This is a genomic window from Sediminispirochaeta smaragdinae DSM 11293, assembly GCF_000143985.1.
GTDB lineage: Bacteria > Spirochaetota > Spirochaetia > DSM-16054 > Sediminispirochaetaceae > Sediminispirochaeta > Sediminispirochaeta smaragdinae.
This window is the reverse complement of the sequence record NC_014364.1, coordinates 690,539-714,277: the sequence shown is the minus strand read 5'-3', so window position 1 is coordinate 714,277 and position 23,739 is coordinate 690,539. Positions and strand designations below refer to the sequence as shown.

15 protein-coding genes are annotated in these 23,739 nt (G+C 39.2%); 1 reads left to right on the top strand and 14 read right to left on the bottom strand.

Going from position 1 to position 23,739, the window contains the following annotated elements; all coding sequences use genetic code 11:
* Positions 1–75 precede the first annotated feature (75 nt).
* The 14 genes from SPIRS_RS03440 to SPIRS_RS03370 form a co-directional block, all read right to left on the bottom strand.
* Entirely contained in the window at positions 76–1,014 is a 939-nt protein-coding gene (locus SPIRS_RS03440) for an SPASM domain-containing protein (protein WP_013253282.1), read from the bottom strand.
* 22 nt (positions 1,015–1,036) lie between these two features.
* Positions 1,037–1,459: a radical SAM protein gene (locus SPIRS_RS03435; protein WP_013253281.1), complete on the bottom strand. Its 423-nt coding sequence runs from the start codon at positions 1,457–1,459 to the stop codon at positions 1,037–1,039.
* Between the two features lie 382 nt (positions 1,460–1,841).
* The gene (locus SPIRS_RS03430) at positions 1,842–5,012 is read right to left on the bottom strand and encodes an O-antigen polymerase (protein WP_013253280.1); all 3,171 of its coding nucleotides are present in this window, start codon (positions 5,010–5,012) and stop codon (positions 1,842–1,844) included.
* A gap of 36 nt (positions 5,013–5,048) precedes the next feature.
* The gene (locus SPIRS_RS21725) at positions 5,049–5,408 is read right to left on the bottom strand and encodes an EamA family transporter (protein WP_013253279.1); all 360 of its coding nucleotides are present in this window, start codon (positions 5,406–5,408) and stop codon (positions 5,049–5,051) included.
* Positions 5,405–6,130, bottom strand: coding sequence for a glycosyltransferase family 2 protein (locus tag SPIRS_RS03420; protein WP_013253278.1), 726 nt, complete (start codon positions 6,128–6,130; stop codon positions 5,405–5,407). Before SPIRS_RS03420 ends, SPIRS_RS21725 begins: the two co-directional genes overlap by 4 nt.
* A 12-nt stretch (positions 6,131–6,142) precedes the next feature.
* Positions 6,143–7,162 (bottom strand): NAD-dependent epimerase/dehydratase family protein, encoded by a 1,020-nt coding sequence (locus SPIRS_RS03415; RefSeq protein WP_013253277.1) that lies wholly within the window; start codon positions 7,160–7,162, stop codon positions 6,143–6,145.
* Complete coding sequence (locus tag SPIRS_RS03410) at positions 7,162–8,358, bottom strand: nucleotide sugar dehydrogenase (protein ID WP_013253276.1); 1,197 nt, start codon at positions 8,356–8,358, stop codon at positions 7,162–7,164. The genes SPIRS_RS03415 and SPIRS_RS03410 overlap by 1 nt, the downstream gene beginning before the upstream one ends.
* Positions 8,359–8,430: 72 nt before the next feature.
* A complete protein-coding gene (gene tnpA, locus SPIRS_RS03405) occupies positions 8,431–8,661 on the bottom strand; it encodes an IS66 family insertion sequence element accessory protein TnpA (RefSeq protein WP_013253275.1) in 231 nt (76 codons plus the stop codon).
* Between the two features lie 372 nt (positions 8,662–9,033).
* Entirely contained in the window at positions 9,034–14,460 is a 5,427-nt protein-coding gene (locus SPIRS_RS21720; protein ID WP_013253274.1) for a rhamnan synthesis F family protein, read from the bottom strand.
* Between the two features lie 21 nt (positions 14,461–14,481).
* Positions 14,482–17,784 carry a glycosyltransferase gene (locus tag SPIRS_RS03390; RefSeq protein ID WP_013253273.1) on the bottom strand — a complete coding sequence of 1,101 codons (3,303 nt, stop codon included), beginning with the start codon at positions 17,782–17,784 and terminating at the stop codon, positions 14,482–14,484.
* Positions 17,785–17,808: 24 nt separating this feature from the next.
* Positions 17,809–18,555, bottom strand: coding sequence for an ABC transporter ATP-binding protein (locus SPIRS_RS03385; protein ID WP_013253272.1), 747 nt, complete (start codon positions 18,553–18,555; stop codon positions 17,809–17,811).
* Position 18,556: 1 nt separating this feature from the next.
* Positions 18,557–19,345 (bottom strand): ABC transporter permease, encoded by a 789-nt coding sequence (locus SPIRS_RS03380; RefSeq protein WP_013253271.1) that lies wholly within the window; start codon positions 19,343–19,345, stop codon positions 18,557–18,559.
* A 20-nt stretch (positions 19,346–19,365) separates the two neighbouring features.
* Positions 19,366–20,523, bottom strand: coding sequence for a UDP-galactopyranose mutase (gene glf / locus SPIRS_RS03375; RefSeq protein WP_013253270.1), 1,158 nt, complete (start codon positions 20,521–20,523; stop codon positions 19,366–19,368).
* A 599-nt stretch (positions 20,524–21,122) separates the two neighbouring features.
* Positions 21,123–21,731, bottom strand: coding sequence for a superoxide dismutase (locus SPIRS_RS03370; protein WP_013253269.1), 609 nt, complete (start codon positions 21,729–21,731; stop codon positions 21,123–21,125).
* A gap of 119 nt (positions 21,732–21,850) precedes the next feature.
* Between SPIRS_RS03370 and SPIRS_RS03365 the strand changes: the two genes are divergently transcribed.
* On the top strand, positions 21,851–23,737 hold the full coding sequence (locus tag SPIRS_RS03365; RefSeq protein ID WP_013253268.1) for a methyl-accepting chemotaxis protein: 1,887 nt from the start codon (positions 21,851–21,853) through the stop codon (positions 23,735–23,737).
* Positions 23,738–23,739 lie beyond the last annotated feature (2 nt).

Genomic DNA, 23,739 nt, shown 5'->3' with positions numbered 1-23,739 from the left:
AAGATTGAATTAACAATTTTATATTTTATTTTACATTTTGGTTTTATTCAAGTTTTAAAAGATGCACTTCAAAGCTTATAATATGGGATCACGCGTATCGTATCTCCGTATCTCTATATTGTGAATACAATACATTCCTTTAACTGCTCCCGGATCAATACGTAATTGACCAACAGCTTTTATTTTTTCAAGGTTAAAATATACATGCTGTCTTCCCGAATTCAAACGTAAACGTATCGAGTTTTTCTCATTATATGACTCATCAAGTATCGTTTTATAAAAAAGCTGAATGAACGTAGCCGACGACACAGCGATGTCTAATGATACGATTATAAAGCTCTCTACATCTAATAGTAGTTCAGGCAGTATTAAAATAGGGTCAGTGTTTACCGCAGTGAAATAAACAGATTCGCCTGCCTGCTTGATCCCTTCGATATTTCTTTTGCCAATGTGTTCTCCTACAAACTCTTCTGGGGTAAATGTTATCACCCTTTTAATTCGGAAGGAATCTTCATAATCGAATGACTCTACATTAGAAACAAACGTTCCGTTATCTACATTATAGAGTGTATTTTCAAACCATTGAGTTATTCTTGAAATATCATCAGTTTTAAAGGGCCGTCTGAAATCATCATATTTTTCATTTTTAGTTCTTTCTGCCTTGTTACAAATCCTGCATTGAGGATGAAATAATCGACGTAGCATAATTTCGCTAAAATCCATTTCAAGAAAATTCCCGATCTTATAAATATTATAATTCCCCTCGTCACAGCAAAGATAAACGTTCCCCTTACAATCGATAGGAATACTATCGAATAATAACGTACATGGATTTAAAAAATTTCTATTTCGAAGGTTATTGGGTGTAACGATTACTTCTTTTTTATCAAAAGGATGGACTATAGTGCCTTTTTCTGGTTCTGCGAATCCAGGGAAAGTAGTAAACGTCAGATCAAGAGATTCTGCAAATTTTCGAAATTCTTCAATTTCGGCACTGTTATAATTAAAACGCAAATACTTAACAATTACCTTGCAGTTATATTTTTCTTTTGCGATAGTCCGAAGGTTTTTTCACTACATTGATATCGCTACCAACATGATTTATCTGGTGTACTTTATTTGTAAAACCCGACACGGAAACATATAAAATATCCACACCGGCATGTAACGTATCAATTAATTGAGGAATCGATCTTAACGATAAATTAGAAGATAAGAATAATGGTAGCTCATACTTTTTTACTTCATTTACAAATTTTTTAATATCAGGATGTAAAAAAGGTTCTGTCCAGTTGTAAAGCTCAACAGAAGTTGCACCGTTCTGTTTTGCCTTTAGTAATATTTTCTCAAAAAGGCTAAATTCCATCCTTTCGTTTGTATTCCTCATTGCCTGCCGGCCTCGGAGGCAACTCATGCAATGGATGTTGCATGCATCCACTATATCAATAATATATTTCATGTTAATATATCCACTAAAATCATTCTTATACAGGTCCTAATTTTTAGCATTAAACTTAGATTCATCTTTCATTATTTTTAATTATAGAAGATGCTATAATCACAGTCAATCCGAGAAATATATACGGAACCCAGAAGTTAAAATAAGAAAGTCATAAAAAATGATATAGTACACTAATTAGAAATAAATTAAATAAAACATTATTTTCATCACGATTGAATAGAGAACAGAGATTTATCGCCCTATTTTATTGCAACCGGAATATTTGAGTAAGGACTCTAAAATTATGGAAAGGAACTATTGTTCTCTCATTCATTTTATTCTACATTCATAGCGAGATTTACTATTTACTTTTCCCCTATATATAAAATAATTATTGAAATTATTTATTTAAATCTTCGACCTCAAAGAATTCCAGTTTTTCTATTGCATACGTTCCTTCTTTATTTCCCGTATCCAATCTTAAATTATCATATAAAATGTTTTTCGGTAAGACAATAAAGTCATCATCACTTTTAAATCTTATGCTATTCTGTTCGCTATAATGTTGATCTTGTGGAGTAAGATAAAAAAGTTGAAAATTGTCTGAGGGGCCGGTGGCCTTAATACTTAAGGCATACTGCTTTCCTGCCTCCATTGGGAGAGGAGGTAATTTAAGGTAAGGATCATTCCCGGTGCTGTGAATTTTTACAGTTCCCTTCTCAAAAGTTATCTTGTCAATATGATGCAAGGCTTTAATTTGTGAATAATTATCACTGTTTAAAATCCATTGAGAAGGTACTGTAAGTTCACTGTGATGCCTTTCCTGAATTTCCAGAAGCTCCAGTTGTTTTATTACATATTCTCCTGCTTTTGTTCCTGTATCCAACCGCACATTATCAGACCTCATGTTATCAGGTAAAAGTACAAACGCGCCATCTCCATTAAATGAGATTCTATTATTTCCATTATAATATCCAGTCTCCGGAGTAAGATAAAAAATTTCAAAATCCATAGAGGGGCCATTGGCCTTGATTTTTAGAGCGTATTTTACTCCTTTCTTCATAGGTAACGGTGGTAACCTAAGATAAGGATCCCTTCCCACACTTTGTATATATAACGAGTCATCTTTATATTCTATTTTATTAATATGATGAAGCGGTCTTACAGAGTCATTTTCAGACAATTTCCAGATTGTTTTCACTGAAATATTTTCTTGAGAAGGGAATTCACTGACAAGAAGAGCCACTTTGACATTATTATCAATAAAATATTCATAAATTTTTTTCTTACCAACTTTTCTATTAATAACTTTATCAAAAAAAGGTAAATTAACTGTGTATTTTATATCTTTTACAGGAGAAAATACACAACCACCCAAAAGTAATGTACGAAAATCATCCGTATTCTCTATATATGGGGATAACAAAAAGGGCGTTTTCATCATTCCGGGAATAACTCTCTTAACAATATGTTTATTCGGCAACTCTAGATCTATATCAATAGTAGGAGGACGCCATAATAATGAGAGCAATTTCCCTATAAAAGTATATTTAATGTCAACTTGTGCCCATAACATTTTATTTTCTATTTGGGGTAAAGATATTGATTCTTCTAAATGGCATTGAATATTTTCTTGCTCAACCAATTCCAGAGGATTTGTATTCTTTTGTTTTGACAATAATATGTTATTCTTATTCTCTGGATAATAGGTATACATACCCAAAACAGCCGGCCAGGATGCACCATCCATCAGAGAAGGAAGTCTATTATCTATCTCTTTTACCTGCCACAAAATAAAATCCGGTGGATCAGAAATCAAGACTTTAGCATTTAACTCAAGCAACTCAGGGGTATAACAGCTATAAGACTGAGGCAAAGGTCTTGGTTTGTAATTTAAATCAGAAGCAATAACCTCCGCCTGATCCCAGGGATAAATATCTACGGTTTTATCTGCAAAGATATTTTTATTATAAAGTCTTAAGCTACTGTATCTCTCTATAAATCTTTTTTCATATTGTTTATCACAAAGTTGCTGTTTTTTATTTACTATTCTCTGCGTCAAACAGAAAGAGTTCTTAATAGTATTCCACCCCGGGATAGAATTACTACTGTATATGCCACCCAGGTAAACACAAAAAATCAGAATAGATAAGAAAGAAGGGATAACTATCTTATTTTTAAGATCTATATTATCTAAAATTAGGAACGTACATGCTACAATATAACTTCCCTTAAAAAATAATAATACATGCCCATCATGACGAACAAATCCATGTTTAAAAGCAAGGAAAAGAGAGATAGAGCAGCCAAGTGTAAAAAGAATTCTTTCGAGGATTTTATGCTTTTTATTTTGGATGGTATAACTTTTAATAATCAAAAGGAATAATATAAATATTGCAATACCGAAAATTAAAAATGGAAAAGGTCTTCCACTAATCATAGCTTCCGTATAGCCCTTTGTAACAGATAAAGAAAGCTTGAAGAATGAAAATATATTTCTTAATTTCTGTCCTGCAAGCAGCCAGGAAACAAGAAGGGATACAATAAATACAGGTAAGGCTAGAATCTTTCTATTTCTGACATAATATAAATAAATATCTATTAAAAAGGCTGTCAAGATAACAATAGGAAGATACATAAACTTAACATAGACTAAACTACCGCCAACCAGCATATTATAGATTATTGAAATAAATAATATTTTTTTATTTTTAACGTTATAAAATAAAAGTAAGGAAGAAATACAAAATAAATAAGGATAAAAACTATAAAGGTCTAACCATTGAGTAAAGAATACAAACAAACAAACTGAAAAAAAAGATTGCTTATTTCTTATAATAAAAAGATGCCATAAAGATATAAGAAGCAGAATGGAATAAAAAAAGGAAATAAATCTGAATTCAGGGAATATGGGGACCTGAAGAAATCCTAAAGGACCGTAAGTAAAAATATAATTATTGCCAAATTGAATTCCCTTTTGATGTACCCAATTCGTAATCAATTGCCATGAAGGATCCAAGCCCGATCGAGGTACCTGCAATAAAATATTGCAATGAATAAAAACAAATAATAGGAATAAAAGAATGGAAGATATTATATAAAAGGTATTTTTGGAAGATTTTAGGATCAGAATATCTTTTCTCATCTCATTTTTAAAAATTTGAAGATTCCTTTTCCCCAAACCCCAATTTATGCCAAACAGCATACCCTCTATAGCTAACAAAACTAAGATAATAATCCATTTTATAGCGACTGACCCGGCTATACGATAAGACTGAGATACATAATCCACAAGGGCTATAAGAAAAAAAAGAGCGAGACAACCCAATATTACCCAAAGAGGTGGTTTCTGTTTTTTTATTTTGGGGAAGGATACGACGGTTAGATAAAGGCAAAGATATGCAGAAAGCCCAATTGCTCCCTTCATGGCAAATGTAACGGACGGATGAAATACAGGCTCAAACCCTGTTATAAGTGCAACCAGGGAATAGATAACAAAGAAAATATACAAGATTCCGGCTATAAAATTGATCCATGTAAAAAATCGCTTTTTCCCGCTGATTTTCTCCATATTCCTTTTTCTCCCCGATAATTGCCGATACAGTAATTATTTTATGATTAACCCTATTCCCAGTAGAATAAACCCAAATCCCAAGAAGTCCATTAAAGTAATGGGCTCATGCAAGACAAAAAGAGACAGAAGAGTAATGGCTATTAAACTCCCGGAAGTAACAATAGGATAAACCATACTCAACTCAGCTTTTTGCAAAATGACGCTGTAGAGAAGGAAACCTATGACAAAGCAAATACCGCCTGTCCAAATAAATGGATTCGTAAACATATGTCCCACTAAGGCAAATAAACCCGTTCCATTTTCGAATTTCATGCGGGAAGTTCCCATCTTGATAAAAAAACTGGCAGATGAATTAAAAATAATATTAAGCAATAATAGAATAAACAGTTTCATGTTTTGATTGTCAGATGATTTTTAAACCAACTTCGTCTGATACACAACCCGTACCAATGGAGATAATGAGGAAGCCATTTCCACATTTTAAAGTTGGATTCCCCTTCACTGCGGTCAAACCATTCGGACGGGATCTCCGTTATTTTATATCCGGAAAGATATGCCTTAACAGTAATTTCCATCCCGACCTCAAACCCCCCATCGCTTTCTATTTCTATACTGTCAAGCATAGATTTTCTATACATTTTAAAGCTATTGGAAATATCATGAGTAGGAATACGAGTAAAAAGATGTAAAGACAACCCAGCCAACCTAGAAAATACTCCTTTTAAGAAAGGGCCTCCGTTCTGCTTTCCACCCCTCATGTATCTAGAGCCACAAACCAGATCGTAATGATCTTCCTTTATCTTTTTGAACATAGAGTCTACAACTTCAAGACTATCGGAAAGATCAGCCATAATTACCAATACGGCTTCCTCCTTAGCAGAACGAAAGCCGCTTACAATAGCATTTAAAGCACCCCTCCCATACAAATTTCGTTGGAGACGAATCGGAAAGGAATAATCAGATAAAATACCTTTTACAACAGGAAGTGTATCGTCTTCCTCAAAGTCGTAGACAATTATTACTTCTTTTTCTGTTGATATTTTATCTTCAATGAGGGTAAAAAGATTTTTAATATTTTTGCCCTCATTATAGACAGGCACTACTATGTCTATCATAGAAGACCTTTTTTAGATATTCCCCATATCTATCTGTTGCGTAATCCAGGGAATGACTTCGTTCAACGTGGCATCCAAATCCGTATTTGCTTCAAAACCTAAAAGTTTCTCGGCTTTCTCAACAGAAGGAACTCGCTTCTGAACATCGTAATCATAAGCCTTGTCATGTTCGAAACTCAGAGGTTTATCTCCTTTCATCTTTTTCCAGATAGCCGTAGCAAGCTCTGTAACTGAGGTAGATACCGGTGTAGATAAATTAAAGTCTTCATTGATAGATTTTTCACTTTCAATACACAGTCTTATTCCCCGGGCTAAATCGCCGCCATAAGTATAATGACGAATTTGCTCCCCACTGCCTAAAATATGAAGAGGATCCTGCCCCTTGTACACTTTCTGTACCAAGTCGGGAACCACATGGCTCATAGCCAATCTAACATTTCCGGAGAGAATTTCTTTCTCGCTGGCAGCTCTTTGTTCTCCGATCCCTACACAATTAAAGGGGCGAATAATAGTATAGGGAAGATTATACTGTTCCCACGCTCCTTTGGCAAAATATTCACAGGCTAATTTCTGGAATCCGTACGTAGAAAGAGGCGGCGGACATGTAAGCTGGTCTCCTTCCGCACTAGGATAAGTACTAACGCTCTCATAAACCATGGAAGAAGAAAGGATGTTCAATTTCTGGAGTTTCTTCTCTTTATGAGCCCAGATAGCCGCATCAAAAGTAGAAGCCGTGATACGCTCATTTTCGGCAACCAAATCATACGCATATTCATGAAAATAAGTAATACCTCCGATCTTTGCAGCTATGGCAACTACCTGATCACAATCTTCAATAAGTTCTTTTAACAAATTAGCATCTTTCGCATCACCTTCCACAAATTTGTAGTGAGGGTGGTGATCGTAACTTTTTTCAATAGGCCCATATTTACTGTAATTATCGATACCTACTATTTCGTGTCCATGTTTCAGCAATTCATCCACAAGATAGCCTGCGATAAAACCGGCAGACCCTGTAATCAAGATCTTCATTATATTCTACCTCCGTTCCCCAAAAGATTCCAAATATCCACCACTTTCTTTCCTTTAGGAATGCTTAAATCTTTATAATGCTTATGAGGGGTAGCAATAATGATAATATTGCTTTCCCTGATCAAAGTCGCTTCATCTACAAAATTCGACGCATTTACAAAAGAATCCGAACATAGTACCTTCCGGGCTTCCAATTCGAATATCTTTTTGACTTTATAAGAAAGAGATTCACGAATGTCGTCGCTTTCAGATTTAAATGCCATACCCAGAATTCCCACGGTCTGTTTGGATAGATCGTACTGCATCTTAAGTAGTTTGCAAATATAGTTCGGCAGACCCTCATTGATCAGCATGGCGGTGTGTCCTAAATTAAAATCATTATTGCTAAAGGCCCCTAACTGCATTGTATCCTTAAATAAGCAAGGGCCTGCAGCAAAACCAGGCTGGGGGAAATCACTGCATCGAGGATATTTATATTTCATAGCATTGTAGATATTATAAAAATCCAGCTGATAATCATTCGCTATGGTATAAAACTGATTGGAAACGGCAAATTTAATATAACGCCATACATTTGTAAAAAGCTTGGATAATTCGGCTTCCAACGGCTCAACAACAATAATATCTTCTGTTAAAAGAGAAAAAAGCTCTGAACTTCGCTGTATCCCCTCTTCAGTAAAGGAAGAAACAATTTGTGGAAGACTACGCAGTTCTTCTACAGCTTTCCCTTCCAGAATCCTTTCAGGACAAAAAGCAATGTCCATATTCTTTCCCGCTTCTGTCACCCAATCACAAATTCTCTTTGTCAAACCAGGGTATACGGTGCTTCTCAGGATTAAAAGCTGTCCATCGCAAAAATAGGGAATAATTTCATTCATTGCTTCGTGAAAAAGTCCAAACTCCGGATTTAAATGTTCATCCACCGGTGTTCCGATAATCATTATAACAGTTTCAGAATTAGAAATGACATCCGGTCTCTCAGAAAAACTGATATGCCTTTTTTTTAAAGCTTCCTCTAAAAGAGGTTGAGCACCTTCCTCGTGAAAAGGCATTATACCTTTTTGTATCATTTCTATGGCAGCCGTATTCTTATCATAGACACAGACATTCTTTCCTGCTATTGATAGCATAATAGCCAGAGGGAGGCCTACATGGCCGCAACCACCAACGATACAAACATCATTTCGTTTACTCATTGCCACACCTCAACTTATATAATCTTATATGCACATTTCATATTATCCATTTATCCACAATACGTCAATCAACTAATGGATCGATAATATAACGCAGAAGGACGAAATCTCCAATTTTAACAGAGAAGGTCCTGTTCCTGACTCTCCTTTTTTCGTGGATTCCTTTTTAATAAGGCCTTGCCAATAGTCAAAGGTGGAGAGCTTCAGATTTTTCTCTCGGCAGTACTCTGCACGATTCAGTCCGGAATGGTTCCAGTCGTCAAAAATCTTTTCCCAATGTTTTAATTTATCTGTTTTTGGCATGTCTTCCTCCTCGGAAAATCATGCCTCATTCCTTGCTCTTTTTTCAGGGCCTATCCTTTTGACGGTTACTCTTCTGCAGAATTGTATTGCGGAATTGAACGCTGTATCGTTGCATGTTGACGCCTCTTTAGTTTTTCAATGGTGTGACAACTATCTTGGCACAGCGCGTTCCCACCCAAGCAGAAGTCTGGCGCTCTACACGTTTGCGTATTACAACACAGTTCGTGTCTGTACCGTGAATGCAGGCAGGTCTTCCTCCCCGTCAGATTACAGGGAAAAGATGGCTGCGGTAAAAGCAGCAGCTTGAAAATTCAGGGGATTCGAGGACTGCACTGATATTGACTTTTCCACATCTCCCTTAATTACTTACCATTAATATAAATTGTCATTATCTGTACATATAACAGGCTTCCCTACCTTTACCGCTATTTCTTTTGCTTGTGCTGAATTACTTTCAACAAACAGGATAGCCTCCTTTATCTCAGAATATACTTTAGCTTTAAAACTGGCATGAGCGTTTAATCTTATTCGTTCTTCTTTTGAAGGTAAATCCAACATATACAACTTTTCATAACGTACATCATTATCGTTCAACCATTTTTCTGTAAGCTCTCTATATTTTTCAAGGCGAGATGTTACTATTGCCTTGATTTGATATTTGGGAATATATAAAGGCTTCGTATTTTTAATAAAATCTATATAATTTTTACCATCATCATTTTCTTCTTCTGTCGGATCAATGCATAAAACCCCATCCAGATCGTAACAAAAATATCGAGATAGCGGATGGTTCTTATAGTTCCACTGAAATATTCTTGGCATTTTACACAACTCAAAATACTTAGCATGAATAGCATTCTCCGAACCAAAAACCGCATAATAATCCCATATAAAATCTTTGTTCTTATATGTTTCAGGTAAATTTTCTTTAAATCTTTTATAAGCATTCCCCATATTAATACTATCATCAATAAAAAGTATACGCTGACTTTCGTTATTCTTTTTCAATGAATCATCTAATTTTCGATCTCCCTTTAGAATTATAGTTTCATTTATGAATTCGTCATAAGAAATAACTGGTAAATTTAATATTAAACCTAAAAAATATGCAGGAACCATTCCCGAACGAGGTATACCTACTATCATATCATAGCTATCAATTTTTCTTTCTTTTATCATTTTTATTAAAAGTTTGTACATATCATCGTAAGTACGATAATTAATTTTATCTTCTTTTATAGCTAAGTTTGCGTTTCGCTTCTGTAGTCCTGAATATCTTTTTTTATGAGATAACATTGCAAATCTAGGATCATCACGTACTGATTTCTTTTCGTTTAGAAATGAATAATAACTTATATTTTCCTTAGCTAAGGAATAATTAAAACTTAATTGGTCTCTTTTACTATAATTTTCTATTTCTTGCCACCATATATTCTGGATTCCTTTTATCCTAGGGTCTGTACAATTATAAATAATAAAATTGGTTTCAGCCAATCTCGTTCTTTTTATATATTCAAATAATTCATCAGGTAGATTTATATATTTCTTCATTTGTTCTTTAATTCGCTCTGCATCATCCAATTTATTTTTTATACATTCCAAAGCTTCGGAGAAACAATCTTTGCGTTGATTATGGGCAATTGTACCTATAAACATTTTTTTCTCATTCAATTCATTAATAAATTTTTTTATATATCCTCTGAAATATATATTAGCATCTATCCAAATTATATATTTATACTCAGGAAGTAACTCAATAAGATGTGTTTTTACATATCGTGCCATCATTCTCTTATCTTCATTCTGATAATCAATCATACTAATTTTAAATAATTCATCTTCCATTTTATTATCTGTAAAACAATAATAATCTACATCTTTTTCTATATGCTCAGGCCATAATAAATTATCGAGATTCCCCAATATAGCTGTTACATAGGCAATTTGATTTTTTCTTTTACTTTTTTGTAAATGAAAATTTTTTTTCTTAATATTTATATTTCGTCCGTTTGAATAATAATTCACTAAATTATATGATACATCAATATATGGCATAATAATTTTAAAATTATTTTGTTTACAAATAATCCCTAGGCTTCTTTCAATTACATGAGCCAATGTTCCATCTATCTGTCCTTTTTCCTCAGGGAAGCTATTCCATCTTATATTACTAGTCAGCAACTGCCTAATGGCATCTTTCCTACACCAAAAAAATGAACCCGCAGGGAAATCGGTACATTTACCAGAATAGTTAATCCCCATTTTCTTTAGAAATTGTTTTGTCTCATATTCCTGTAAACCAAAATTAGGCATATTTCTCAAGGATGGATGATATGGAGGAGCTACCATTCCTATACTTCCATTTTCAAAAAACATATTTAGATTTTGTATAGTAATTGCCTTATTCCCCAAAATATAATGTAATAAAAATCTACGAGCATCTGATAAACTATCGGAATGCAAACTTTTTTTTGAATGAAAATGTAGTATTAAATCAAATTGTGACAGACTGTTTCCAAATTCTACAATAAATGGGGCAATATCTCTACCTCGATTTTCAGTCTGAATAACAGTGCATTCATTACATAATGGTAGCTTTTTATTTACAATTTTTTTTATATATTCCTGATCTTTAACTCCGGCTGATGTTGAAATAAACAATGAGAAACACACAGGAATGTTTATCAAAGAAGACAATAATTCTTCAGCCAAATCAATATAAAATAAATGCAGGTGGACTCCTATAGATAGGTTAAATCTTGGATTAAGCTGTATTTCACGATCATAATACAAAACTGGCCCAGTAACGCCATATTCACTTTTTCCAAAAGATCTATGAAATTCAGAATTGATATCTCCAGGGTGAACCATTTTTCGGTTTTCAGAGTAACCATATTTTATAAAATGGAAAAGTGGATTCATATTCGCCCAATAAACATCTCTATTTGCGTCAAGATATTGAGAGGTATTGAATATGGATGAAGGATTTAAGCCTAACAAATAACCTCTTTCTAAATAATGTTTAAATGGTTCCTTTATATTAATGCCCTTCGCATTATTAATATAATATTTTTCATTAAAAAGGCCTGTCTGTATTGCAATCTTCTCAATAGACATATTTTCCTTTTTATAATTCTCAATTTTTAAATAGATTTGTTTCAATCCATCCCCATATAGAAAATCATTTTTATTCAGAAGTTCTTTATCTTTATTTCTTGAGATAACTTTATTACTTGTTATCGAATCTTTACTTCCAATGAGATGTGTATTTCTATTCTCTTTAATGCCATACAGGATGTAATGTGATAGAGGGTTTACATTTTTAATTCTTATATCAGAATAAGTCGTTAAGTAATAATCTGTATCAAAGTTAGGATTTGGGTTTCTTCTTTCCTTCCAGCCCAAATTTAGATAATGCATTAACGGATTCACCCCATTACTTTTTACATCGGGATAATTTCCTATATAGAATTTTGTATCAAATAAAGGATGCGGATTCCTTCCCTCTTTGGCCCCATATCGAATATAATGCAATACTGGATTCAAACCGGCTCTTTTAATATCTGGATAAGTTTCATAGTAATATTTGGTATCAAATAAAGGATGCGGATTTCTTCCCTTCTTAAATCCCGTCATTAAGAAATGACGTATGGGATTTGCAACTGTAAAATATAAATCTTTATTGTCCTCGATATAATAATTCTCATCAAAAAGCCCCGATGCTAAAAGGTCCTTTTTATCCCTTCTATAACGCAGAGTTGCCTTAGGGTGAATAAAAAAACCACACATCCGCTTGACTATTCGAAGCATATGACGTTGGCGATATTTTTTCACAAGTTCATTTCTCATTTCTTGGGCCAACCGCCCCGCCATGTTTTTTGTTTCGCTCAGTTCTCTTTTTACCTGCTGTGTTACAGTATCCAATTCATCTGTCCTCTTTTTAATCTCTTCATCTTTACTTGTTAATATCGCATCTTTTTCTCGAATTGATTCTTTCAGACCATTGATTTCTTGACTCTTATCATCAATACTTTTTTTTAGTCCTGACTGTAAATCCTTTAATTCCCGGATTAATGCTTCCTTCTTAAGAATTTTATCTTCAATATCGCTTATTTGAGATATCTTCTCTTCAAGATTTTCTTTCAGCAGCGCTCGGGATTCCTTTATTGTCCGAATCTCTTCATCCTTTGCACGACTGGACTCTCCAAGAGCGTTTAGTTGGGACAACTTCTCTTCAAGTTCCACTTCCAGTTGCGTTTTGATTCCCTTCATTGTCCTGAGCTCTTCATCCTTTGCACGGCTGGACTCTCCAAGAGTGTTTAGCTGGGACAACTTCTCTTCAAGTTCCACTTCCAGTTGCGTTTTGATTCCCTTCATTGTCCTGAGCTCTTCATCCTTTGCACGGCTGGACTCTCCAAGAGTGTTTAGCTGGGACAACTTCTCTTCAAGTTCCACTTCCTGCCGCGTTTGGGTCTCCTTCAGGGTTAAAATCTCTTTGTCCTTTGCACGGCCTGTTTCTTCAAGATCACTTATCTGAGACAACTTCTTTTCGAGTTCACCTTCCAGTTGCGTTTTGATTCCCTTCATTGTCCTGAGCTCTTCATCCTTTGCCCAGCCTGTTTCTTCCAATAACTTTTTTTGCTTATTGAGATCATCCACATTTAGTGTCAGTTCATTATTACGCTCAAAAGATGTTATCTCTTCAAATCCCAATATCCTGTAGCGGTAGGCAAGACTGACATATTCGCCCGGCTCCGTATCGATAAAGAGGCGGGGGTTTTTGTTTGTAAAAATAAATACAGAGGAGAGGCCTTGTTCATCCTTCAGCTCAGGAATCAAAAGCCGTTCATGGAAAGTCCCTCCCTTTATAGTAGGAACAAGAGTATCACCATTCTTGCAGGTTAAAACAAGATCGGATAAAACCAATATCTTGGGAGAACGGCCAAAATCTACACGAATAAATTTAACATTCTTATATCGGTTGAGAAAGAATTTCATTCTTCCCTCAACGGCTTCAAGATTGGTACTTTCTTTTTCCTTTTCCGAAAGTCCGCTGCCGGTATCTATATAAACTTGAAACTGATCATTTTCCGTAGCCAGTCGTCGCTTTTCAACAGGAGCGATCAGTATTTCATTCAAACGAGAAAAAGTATCCCGAATCATTGCAACCTGATTGCCATCAGCCTGAAACAGGGCTTCGAGCTGCTTAGGATACACGTCTCCCACTCCCAGGACTCCCAAGCCGTGAGAATGGAGAAAAAGAAAATGGTGATTCTGATATTCTTCTTCAAGTTCTTCCCAGAATTTCCAAACCCCAAAATTTCTTTGAACCTCAGCAGTATCGTGGAAGAGGACTACAGCATTCTTTGCAAGCTTCGGCCTCCATGCCTCAAAATCATGTTTCACAGCATCATAGGTATGAAACCCATCTATGTGCATAAAATCAATACTTTCATCTGCAAAAAGACTAACAGCATCATCGAACATGCATCTATGGAGGGTAGAAAATGAGGAGTAATAGCGTTCATTATACCGGGAAACAGACTCATACACATCTTCTCCGTAGAATCCAGCATGGGGTTCTCCCTCCCAGCTATCTACCGCATGACAAAGGGTATCAAGACCATTCTTTTTAACTGCCTGACAAAAGGAGAAATAGGAATCTCCCTTATACGTACCCAATTCAACGAGAAGCTTTGGCTTAAGAATTGAAACAATCCATTGGCCGAAAATCAGATGTCCATGCCATGCTCCAATCTCAAGCCTTTTAGGTGGCTCTACTTTCAGATCAATACTCATTGATAACCCCATTGCAATCTTTTAAAGCTCATAGTTATAGTGCTTATCTAAAAGATCTTTAATTTGTTTCTTATACCTATCAGCAGCAATTTCCAACACGATCTTTCGAATTCTAAAGCTCTCTTCTGATTGCTTTCTTTTGTCGGCACCGCTCCAAAGCCCATTACTATGCTGCCGGTAAACACTCATAGGTTCTTTGATAAACCCGATGGGGCCAAACTGCTCACAAAAGAAAGCTACCGCTATTTCGTTAATTCGCTCCTTGAAAACAAGTAATGGCAATCTTTTAAGGATATCACTACGAAAAAGACAACAGGAGAAATTTCCTATTAAATTCATGGTAGGCTGATCATCTATAAAATCCTGGCCGGTTAACTCCTCACTATGCAAGCGTTGTTGCCTTTGAAGGAGATGAATTTCTCCGGTTGCTTCATCCAAAACATTAATGGAGGAGAAAACCATGGAACAGTGCGGATTAGTCTCCAGAAACATAATTTGTTTTTCCAACTTATAAGGATCGGTCCAGTAATCATCACCTTCGCAAAGCGCTATATACTTTCCTTGGGAAAATGCAATACACTTTTTTAGGTTTTGAGATAGGCCAAGATTTACCGAAGAACTTATATCGGAAATAACACGGGGGTAGAGCTTTTGGAAAGAGTCAATGGCACCGTGTGTAGCATCGTCTGATCCATCATCAGAGATAATAATCCTATGGTGAAAATCACCTATTTGTTCCATAACAGACTGAATTGCTTTTCGTATATATTTTTCATGATTAAAACTTGTAATAATAGTATCAACAGTGACACTACTTTCTTTGTTATTAATAGAGGCAGGACTATTTTGCATAAGGTTTTCAAAAACATAAAAAGCATCATTGTAGATTCTCTTTACTCCAGCATATCGATTTCTGATTTTTGCAAGTGCTGCGTTGAGTGCTTTTGACCTTGTATATACGGAATTTGTTATTCTCTCCTCATTACTCCCATCATAGTATTTTACCCCAAGAAAGGGAGCATATGCTATGGTATTATCCGAGGTAAATTTTAGTATATAATCCCAATCGACTAATCGATGAAGGGTTTCATCAAATAACACTAATTGCTGATTTGCCTTTCGCCTGTATCCAAACGCATTCAAATCAATATAGTTCGATAGAGAAAACCTACTCCAGAAAAAATCATCCCCACGATAGTATTTTCTCTTTTCCATATCATCAATGGCTATTATTCCACAATATGCAGAGTCGATACCGACAAGTGTAATATATTTAACCATCGTATCAAGGTACTTATCAAACCACGCATTATCACTATCGAGAAAAAAGATAAACGCTCCTGTTGACCGCCTTAGACCAGTATTTCTCGCAGCAGAAACCCCCTGCTTTGTTTGTTGAATGTAGCGAACCCGCTTATCACTGAGATAAGGCTTTACAATCTCACTGGTATGGTCGAGGCTACCATCATCCACGATAATTAATTCGAAATTTCTATAGGTCTGAGCAAGGACCGATTGGATCGCATATTCAATTTTTGCAGCCCGATTATAGGTGGGCATCACAATAGAAACCTTATCTGCAATTGCTATATCATCAGTATTATCCTGGATAAAACGCAAAAAACGTTCTTCACGCCAAGCATCCCAAACAGGATACGAATATCGAACCTTCCGATTCAGGTTTGCCACCGGCTTGATTAAAACTGAATCAACGATCTTCCCGCTATATTTATCAATGAGCTTAACAAGATGCTGCTGACCATCCATGATGGAAGGAGGTAGATTCACGCTAAAGCCGTGGGCCTCTGTACCTTCCCAGTTTTTCAGATCCCCATCACTATAATCACATAGAAAATCCATCTCTATAGTATCGTCGATACGAATGATAGCCTCGCGGGGAGAAGAGCTGTTGTTTAGAACTAAATAGCCGGAAAGTACGGCACTGTCTTCTATAGCCGTACGTCTAATTTCTCCTTTAATACTATTCTGCTTCTCTAAAGACTCTAAAACAAAATCAAAATGTTCATGGAATGTAGTGATCGGTGACTCATATGAACAGTTAACCATTTTAGCAGAAAATAAATTCTCTTCATTATTTCTTATCAAGAGAACTTTCTTATCGTGTAAGGATAAAGATCCCAACAGTCGTTCCAAGGCATGCTCATACTTTCCATCATTTTTGCCATCTTCTATGGGAAACTGCAATTGTTTTAAATTTGATAGGAAGATAAATTTTTTTACCCGCATCCAAAACATGGTTCCCATAAAGAAGCCATTATTGGAATACGAATTTACAGGAATATTGTAATCTTTAATTAGCGAATTACTTAGATCCTTGTTCTTACCTAGCAAAAACTGATACGAGCCATAGAGAAGCTCTGCTCCGGCCAAAGCAAGTGAATCTTCCTGCTCAAACATGCGAAGAATTCCATGTACTGTATCTACAGTTTCAAGGATTCCCCTCAAACTAAGGTCTCGCCATATTTCGCTATAGGCAGAATTGCCTTTCTTTGTATGGACTTTACAACATAGATCATACTGTAAAACCCTATCCCATACTTGAAGAAAGGGGCCTATATCTCTCCCGGCGTTTTTACTCCTCACGATCTCTGCATCCGGATACAAAGACTTGACTTGGAGTATGGCGTCATTGTTCTCTTCAAGAGGTGTCGTTACTATCAGGTCAAAAGGATATGGGATGTGTGAAATGTATTGTAAACAGGAACCAACCAAATCCTCATGGTAAATGTGGAAAACGACAACAATACTTAAAGCGCTATGGTCCTGGAGCGGAAACGCAGGCAAAAATGTGCAATCGCGCTCCACCATAAAAGGATTAGGCCTATTGCCCTTTCTCCAACCAATTTTTATATAATGGCCAAGCGGATTTACGCCCTTTTCGGCAACATCAGGATATGAACGAAGATAGAATAATGTATCAAATTCGGGATGAGGATTCTTCCCTTCTTCAACTCCATACATTATGTAATGAATCACGGGATTCATCCCTACTTTTTTTACATCGGGATAAGTTTCTTCATAGTATTTGCTGTCAAAAAAAGCATTAGGATTCCGATACGCCTTATATCCTGTTAGTAAGAAATGCCGCATTAAATTTGCTGTCGTGTAATAGAGATCTGGATTTTTCCGCAAATAGTAGTTTTCGTCAAATATGGCACTCCGGGTAAGAAGTTTTTTCTCCCGTAGGTATCGAAACATTTTTCGAGGACGAACACATAAGGTCAAAAAGCGTTTACTAATTCTAAGAAAACGCCTTCTACGATATGCCTCAACAAGTTCTTCTCGTGTTTTATATCTGCGCATAGAAATATCAGTTGTTAATTCGCTTCAATGATTATTCGTACTCATATATTTTAGATACGCTTCCGTTACCGTCTCAGGATCTCCATGCTTTTGAACAATACCATGTTCTATCCATAAAACCTTCTGACAATAATGTCGAATCATATCCATACTATGGGATACCATCACCACGGTTCGGTCATCCAAAATCATCGACTCCATCTTTTTTCTACTTTTTTCTTTGAATCGTTCATCTCCCACACTAAATAATTCATCAATGAGCAAAAGATCAGGGTCAACATTTACCGCAATGGAAAAGGCAAGCTTCGACCGCATTCCTGAAGAATAAGTACGCACGGGATTTCCGATAAAATCCCCAAGTTCGGAGAAGGCGATAATCTCAGTCATCCTCTCTTTGAGATCTTTCTGGGAAAGACCCAGCAAAAGACCGTTAAGATAGATATTCTCATGCCCCGTCAGATCAGGCTTGAACCCCACGCCCAGACTCAAAAGAGAAACCGACTTTGCCCGGTTAATCACTGTTCCGCTATCAGGAAACAAAGTATTAGCCAAGACCCGTAAAAGCGTCGATTTCCCCGATCCATTTGAACCGATGACTCCTAAATTCATTCCGGAATCAAGAGAAAAAGAAATACCTCTTAAGGCTTCGAACACTTTCTTCTCTTTGCGCTTTCGCTGCAAGATCACTTCTTTCATAGCCTGAGATCGGTAAAAGGAATACTTTAGATGAACATCCGCAACTTCCAGAATAGTTTTTTTCTTATCGCTCATATCAGATCACCTTACTGTAGTTCTTATCGGAGCGATACAACAGCGGAATACCAATCAGCATAAGAAGGATGCTAACAACGGCCCACAATCCCAGATATTTGTAATAGGGAGAGGCCCCATACATCAGCGTATTGCGAAAACTCATAAAAAAGGCCGTGTTTGGGTTATACCAAATAAGCTTACCGACTTTTGCAGGCAGCTGATCAAGGCTCCATATCCCCGGAGAGGCAAAGTACCAGAACATGACAAGGTAGCCCACCAGATGGCTCATATCATCGAACAGGACCCCGATATGGGTAAAGATTAGGCCGATGGAATAGTAGAAAAGCAGGAAGACAAGAAAGGCAGGAATAAACTCCACAACGTGCCAGGAAAGGGGTATATGGTAGACCCACAGCATAGCCCCCAGAATTAACAGACCAAAGGCGAGCTTGATGCTGTTGGTAAAGACAACCACCAGCGGCAGGATAAACTTTGGAAGATACACCTGCTTAATGATCCCCGCATTAGCCCTGATGCACCTGGTACTCTGACCCATGGTGGTCGTTGCGACCTTCCAGGGTAAGAGCGCACAAAAAAGATAGACAGGATAGGCAGGGGTCGCTCTTCTAAAGATCCCCTGTACCAGAAAGGTATAGACAAGCATATTCAAAAAGGGATCCAGAAGCCACCAGAAGTAGCCCAGGATGGTATTACTCAGCTCGGCCTTCAGATCAGACTTTACGGCATAGGCCGTATAGTGTCGATATTTTTTGAGATCACGAAAAAATTGCCTTATATATCTCAACACAGGTATACTCCAGATCGGTTTTATCGCATAAAAAGACTTGAGACAAGGCCAAGCGCACTCTCCATCACCTTGTCCATGTCGTAGTAGCGGTATTCGGCAAGCCGTCCCAAAAGATGCAGGTTGGAATACCCATCGGCCAAGGCCTTGTAGCGACCGAACAGCGCCTCGGTATCACCGTTTTTTATCACGTAATAGGGGTTGTTCCGCCCCTTCTCATAGCCGCAGGGGTACTCCCTGCACACCACACTCCTGCCTAAAGGCGGGGAAAGCTGAAACTGCTTAAACTCCGTGATGCGGGTAAAATCGTAGTTGTTCGGATAGTTGACCACGGCAGCCTCCTGGTAGCGGTCGACATCCATCGCCTCGAAACGGATATCCAGAGAGCGGTAGGGAAGCGGCCCCTCGCAGGAAGCAAATAACTCGTCCACAGGCCCCGTATAGATCACCTCTCCGCTAAACGGCCTTCCTTCAAGAAAAATCGTACCCGCCTCAAGCCGGATCAGATCACGGCCGTCGCACTGTAGCAGCAGATGGATGGAAGGATGATCCGCCATGGCGGAAAACATAGCCGTGTAACCTGCACGGGGAATCCCCTGAAAGGGATCGGCAAAGTAGCGGTCGTCCCTGGAAAGCACCACCGGAACCCGGTCGGAGACCGAAGGGTCCACCGCCTCAGGGTCAACACCCCACTGCTTTGCCGTATAGTGGAGAAAAACCTTCTCGTAGATGAACTCGGAAAGCTCCTTGAGCTCATCATCATCCGAAGCCTTAAGCGTTCTGATCGGAACCCTGGAGCCGAAACCGAAGGTATCGATCAGCTTCCGTTCCAGCCCTGCCTGGCGGCTTTTTGGAAAAAGCGCTTCCAGGCTATGCAAATTAAAGGGAATCGGCACAAGCCTTCCATCGATCAGCCCCAATACCCGATGCTGGTAATAATGCCACTCGGTAAAACGGGAGAGAAAATCCCATACCCGGCGATTTTTCGTATGAAAGATATGGGGCCCGTACTGGTGGATGTAAATCCCATTTTCATCCAGCCGATCATAGCAGTGGCCGCCGATATGGGAGCGCTTTTCTATGACAAGCACCCGTTTTCCACATTCCGCCGCCTGACGGGCGGCGGTAATACCGGCCGCCCCGGCCCCGATTACCACAACATCAATACTATCCAACACCATTATACCCCTATCGTTTTCATCATACACAATACATCGGGGAGCCTTGGAAGAGCCAAAAGCGCGCACCTTCCCCCATTCCCTTCAGCCTTGAAGGTAAAAAGGTACCCGCCGCAATCCACTGCTCCCGTCCCTTATCGATCACGGCCGAAGGTAAGGCAGCCGCAACATGCTCTTCCCGTGCCGAAACCTATCAGATTATACAAAACAGGGGCAGTCCTGAGGGGCCACCCCTGTCTGGCGATCACATCACCGTGCTCTCCATATCTTACTATTGCCCACATACCGGTAATTTTCCAGCATCCCCTGGAAACATATAACAAACATGGAAAGAACAGGGCATTGGTGGAGGCTTCTATGAAAGGCTGCCATTGTTGGAAACATTATTTCATCTCTCATTTTCCCGACAGGCGCGGTATATATGTTCAGATCTTGTTTTCACATCAAAGTGCTATCCCGAAACAAGGACATCACATCCAGAATTATACCCCTCTGTTATACCAGATCCCGGCGAAAAAATACAGCCCTTTGTAAACATCGTAAAAAACCCCGAATCGCAGGAGCGATTCGGGGTACAATGGAGGGAATAGTAGAATACGTTCTTAGATGGCCGCTTTGTAAAGTTCGGCGACCTTCGGCCAGTTGATCACCTTGAAAAAACTCTCGATATATTCAGGCCGCCGGTTCTGATACTTCAGGTAATAGGCGTGTTCCCAGACATCGAGGCCCAGAATCGGCACAAGCCCTTGGGTTAAGGGGCTATCCTGATTTGCCGTACTCAAAACGCTCAATGAACCGTTCGGGTCGACAGCCAGCCAGGCCCAACCGCTTCCGAAACGACTAGCTGCAGCAGCGGAGAATTCCGAAATAAAGACATCAAAACCGCCGAAAGAGCTATCGATCTTTTCGGCAAGTGCCCCCTCGGGTTTGCCTCCTCCCTTGGGCCCCATCACCTTCCAGAAAAGGGAGTGGTTGTAGTGACCACCGCCGTTGTTCCGTACCCCGGTACGAATATTCTCAGGCAGTGCATCAAGCCCGGCAAGGAGCTCTTCGATAGACTTTCCCGCATACACGGTACCCTCTACCGCATTGTTGAGCTTGGCGGTATAGCCTGCATGGTGCTTGTCGTGGTGTACGCGCATGGTGCGCTCATCAATGTAGGGTTCAAGTGCATCATAGGCATATGGTAAATCCGGTGTGATAAACGACATAAAAAACCTCCTCATGGTTCTTTTAATACCATACTAATTTACTATGATTTAAGAGAAAAAGAAAGTTTTATTGCGAGACTCTTTGCAGCTTTCTATGATTGATATCGGGAGGATCCCATATGACGACAGCAAAACCATTGAGCCTTAAGCTCTTTGCCCTAACAGAGCTCATCTTTATTCTTCCGCCTCTGCTTTTGGCCCCCTACGCCGCACTCGGCGGTGTTGCAGACGTGGCAACCATGCTTACATTCATGAAAAGTCCGCTTGTTCCCCTGTCAACCGGCGCTCTGACAATCTGCGCCCTTCTGGCATTTCTGGTCATCTGGAGGATTCGCTTCTCTCGGGCTACAGCAAGCGGTGATGCAAAAAAGCTTGCCTCGGCCGTACGCGAGGGAGCCCTCCTCTTCCTCCTTTTTCTTATTCTCGAAATGCTCACCGGCCATATCATCTTTTTTAAGGCCGTTACCCCGGATCTTCCCGCAAGCAAGCTCTTTGTGCTCCTCTACCTTTTGATCTTTCTCAGCTTTGTTTCCGCGCCCCTCTTCCTCTCCTTCATCCTGACCATCGAACACAGCCTCTCATCCATGCAGCTCTACGTCGAAAGCCCCTTTTTCTCCCTCAAAAACAGAATGAACATCATAATCCCAAGTCTGGTCTTCAACTCGATTGCACTGCTCACAACCGTCAGCCAAACCCACCGGCTGCGAACCCTTATCGGCCCTCCGCCTCCCACCAGCCTGTTGACCACTCAGCTTATCGTCGTTCTGGCAAGCGTCACCCTGACCATCATCGTCCAGAAGAGCCTTTCCCGGACAATCGTACAGCCCGTTGCACGATTGAAGGGGCTTTTGGAACAGGGAATGAACGGCGATGTGACCGTTAGAAGTAGGGAACTGGCCCAGGACGAGATCGGATTCTTGAGCAGAACCAGCACGAAATTCTTCATCACCCTGGATGAAAACTTCCAGGCCATCAAAAGCGAATCTCAACAGCTGATCAGCAACAAGGAGATCCTCAACAGGGAGGTCGAACGGGTACACGGGGCCATCAGCGAGATCGTCGCCAGCATAGACGAGGCGGAAAACAACGTTGCAGGCCAGGCACGGCAGGTTGATAACACCGCGGTCACAGTGGAAGCGTTAGGCAAAGGCGTGGAACTGCTCAACAAGGCCTTAGAGCAGCAAAAAGAGCACATCATCAGCAGCAACGAAGTCGCTGCATCCTTCGACAGGCAGGGCGAGGAAATCCGGCAAGCCGTCGAAAGCGCCATGCAGGGCGGAGAACTCCTTGATCGCCAAAACCGTACCACCTATGACAAACTCGAAGAGACCTCAGGCGGCATACAAGCCGTGGTGCGTCAGTCCGAAAACCTCATCGAAGCCAATCGCCTGGTGGCTGATGTGGCAAACCAGACCAACCTCCTTGCCATGAACGCGGCAATCGAGGCAGCCCATGCAGGAGAAGCAGGCAAGGGCTTCTCCGTTGTCGCCGACGAAATCCGATCACTGGCCGAAACCACGGCAGAACAATCGAGGGAGATATCCGCAACCCTGAGAGCCGTTGTAGAAGCGATCAGAAAAATCGACGAAGATAACCAGGAAACCCTGCGATCCTTCAACAAAACAAACGACGCAATCAATGAAATCACCGACCTCATCACACGGCTCAGGGAGTTTACCGAAAGCTTTACCCGTGGATCACATCAGGTCAGAGAGGCCATGGAATCAATAGAGGTCATCAACCAAGGCATTCACAATCAATCCGACGCCATGAAAGAGGGGAATCAGAAAATTCTCTCATCAGCCGCCACCCTGCGCTCGGCCAGCAGCGATGTCCTGGCCTCGGTCAACACCATCAAACGCCAGACCAGTCACATCGACCGTGCAGGTCTCGACCTGTTGCGTACCAACAGAGAAACCGACAAGGTCGTTCAAACCATGCAGAAGATGGTGACGGAGATAAAGACAAGCGAGAGGAAGGCCGAAATGAGCCATACGAACGGTTAGAT

Excerpts from the sequence above, each read along its gene's own strand:
- SPIRS_RS03435 (WP_013253281.1), bottom strand. The coding sequence starts at position 1,459 with ATGAAATATATTATTGATATAGTGGATGCATGCAACATCCATTGCATG.
- SPIRS_RS03430 (WP_013253280.1), bottom strand. The coding sequence starts at position 5,012 with ATGGAGAAAATCAGCGGGAAAAAGCGATTTTTTACATGGATCAATTTT.
- SPIRS_RS21725 (WP_013253279.1), bottom strand. The coding sequence starts at position 5,408 with ATGAAACTGTTTATTCTATTATTGCTTAATATTATTTTTAATTCATCT.
- SPIRS_RS03420 (WP_013253278.1), bottom strand. The coding sequence starts at position 6,130 with ATGATAGACATAGTAGTGCCTGTCTATAATGAGGGCAAAAATATTAAA.
- SPIRS_RS03415 (WP_013253277.1), bottom strand. The coding sequence starts at position 7,162 with ATGAAGATCTTGATTACAGGGTCTGCCGGTTTTATCGCAGGCTATCTT.
- SPIRS_RS03410 (WP_013253276.1), bottom strand. The coding sequence starts at position 8,358 with ATGAGTAAACGAAATGATGTTTGTATCGTTGGTGGTTGCGGCCATGTA.
- tnpA (WP_013253275.1), bottom strand. The coding sequence starts at position 8,661 with ATGCCAAAAACAGATAAATTAAAACATTGGGAAAAGATTTTTGACGAC.
- SPIRS_RS21720 (WP_013253274.1), bottom strand. The coding sequence starts at position 14,460 with ATGAGTATTGATCTGAAAGTAGAGCCACCTAAAAGGCTTGAGATTGGA.
- SPIRS_RS03390 (WP_013253273.1), bottom strand. The coding sequence starts at position 17,784 with ATGCGCAGATATAAAACACGAGAAGAACTTGTTGAGGCATATCGTAGA.
- SPIRS_RS03385 (WP_013253272.1), bottom strand. The coding sequence starts at position 18,555 with ATGAGCGATAAGAAAAAAACTATTCTGGAAGTTGCGGATGTTCATCTA.
- glf (WP_013253270.1), bottom strand. The coding sequence starts at position 20,523 with ATGGTGTTGGATAGTATTGATGTTGTGGTAATCGGGGCCGGGGCGGCC.
- SPIRS_RS03370 (WP_013253269.1), bottom strand. The coding sequence starts at position 21,731 with ATGTCGTTTATCACACCGGATTTACCATATGCCTATGATGCACTTGAA.
- SPIRS_RS03365 (WP_013253268.1), top strand. The coding sequence starts at position 21,851 with ATGACGACAGCAAAACCATTGAGCCTTAAGCTCTTTGCCCTAACAGAG.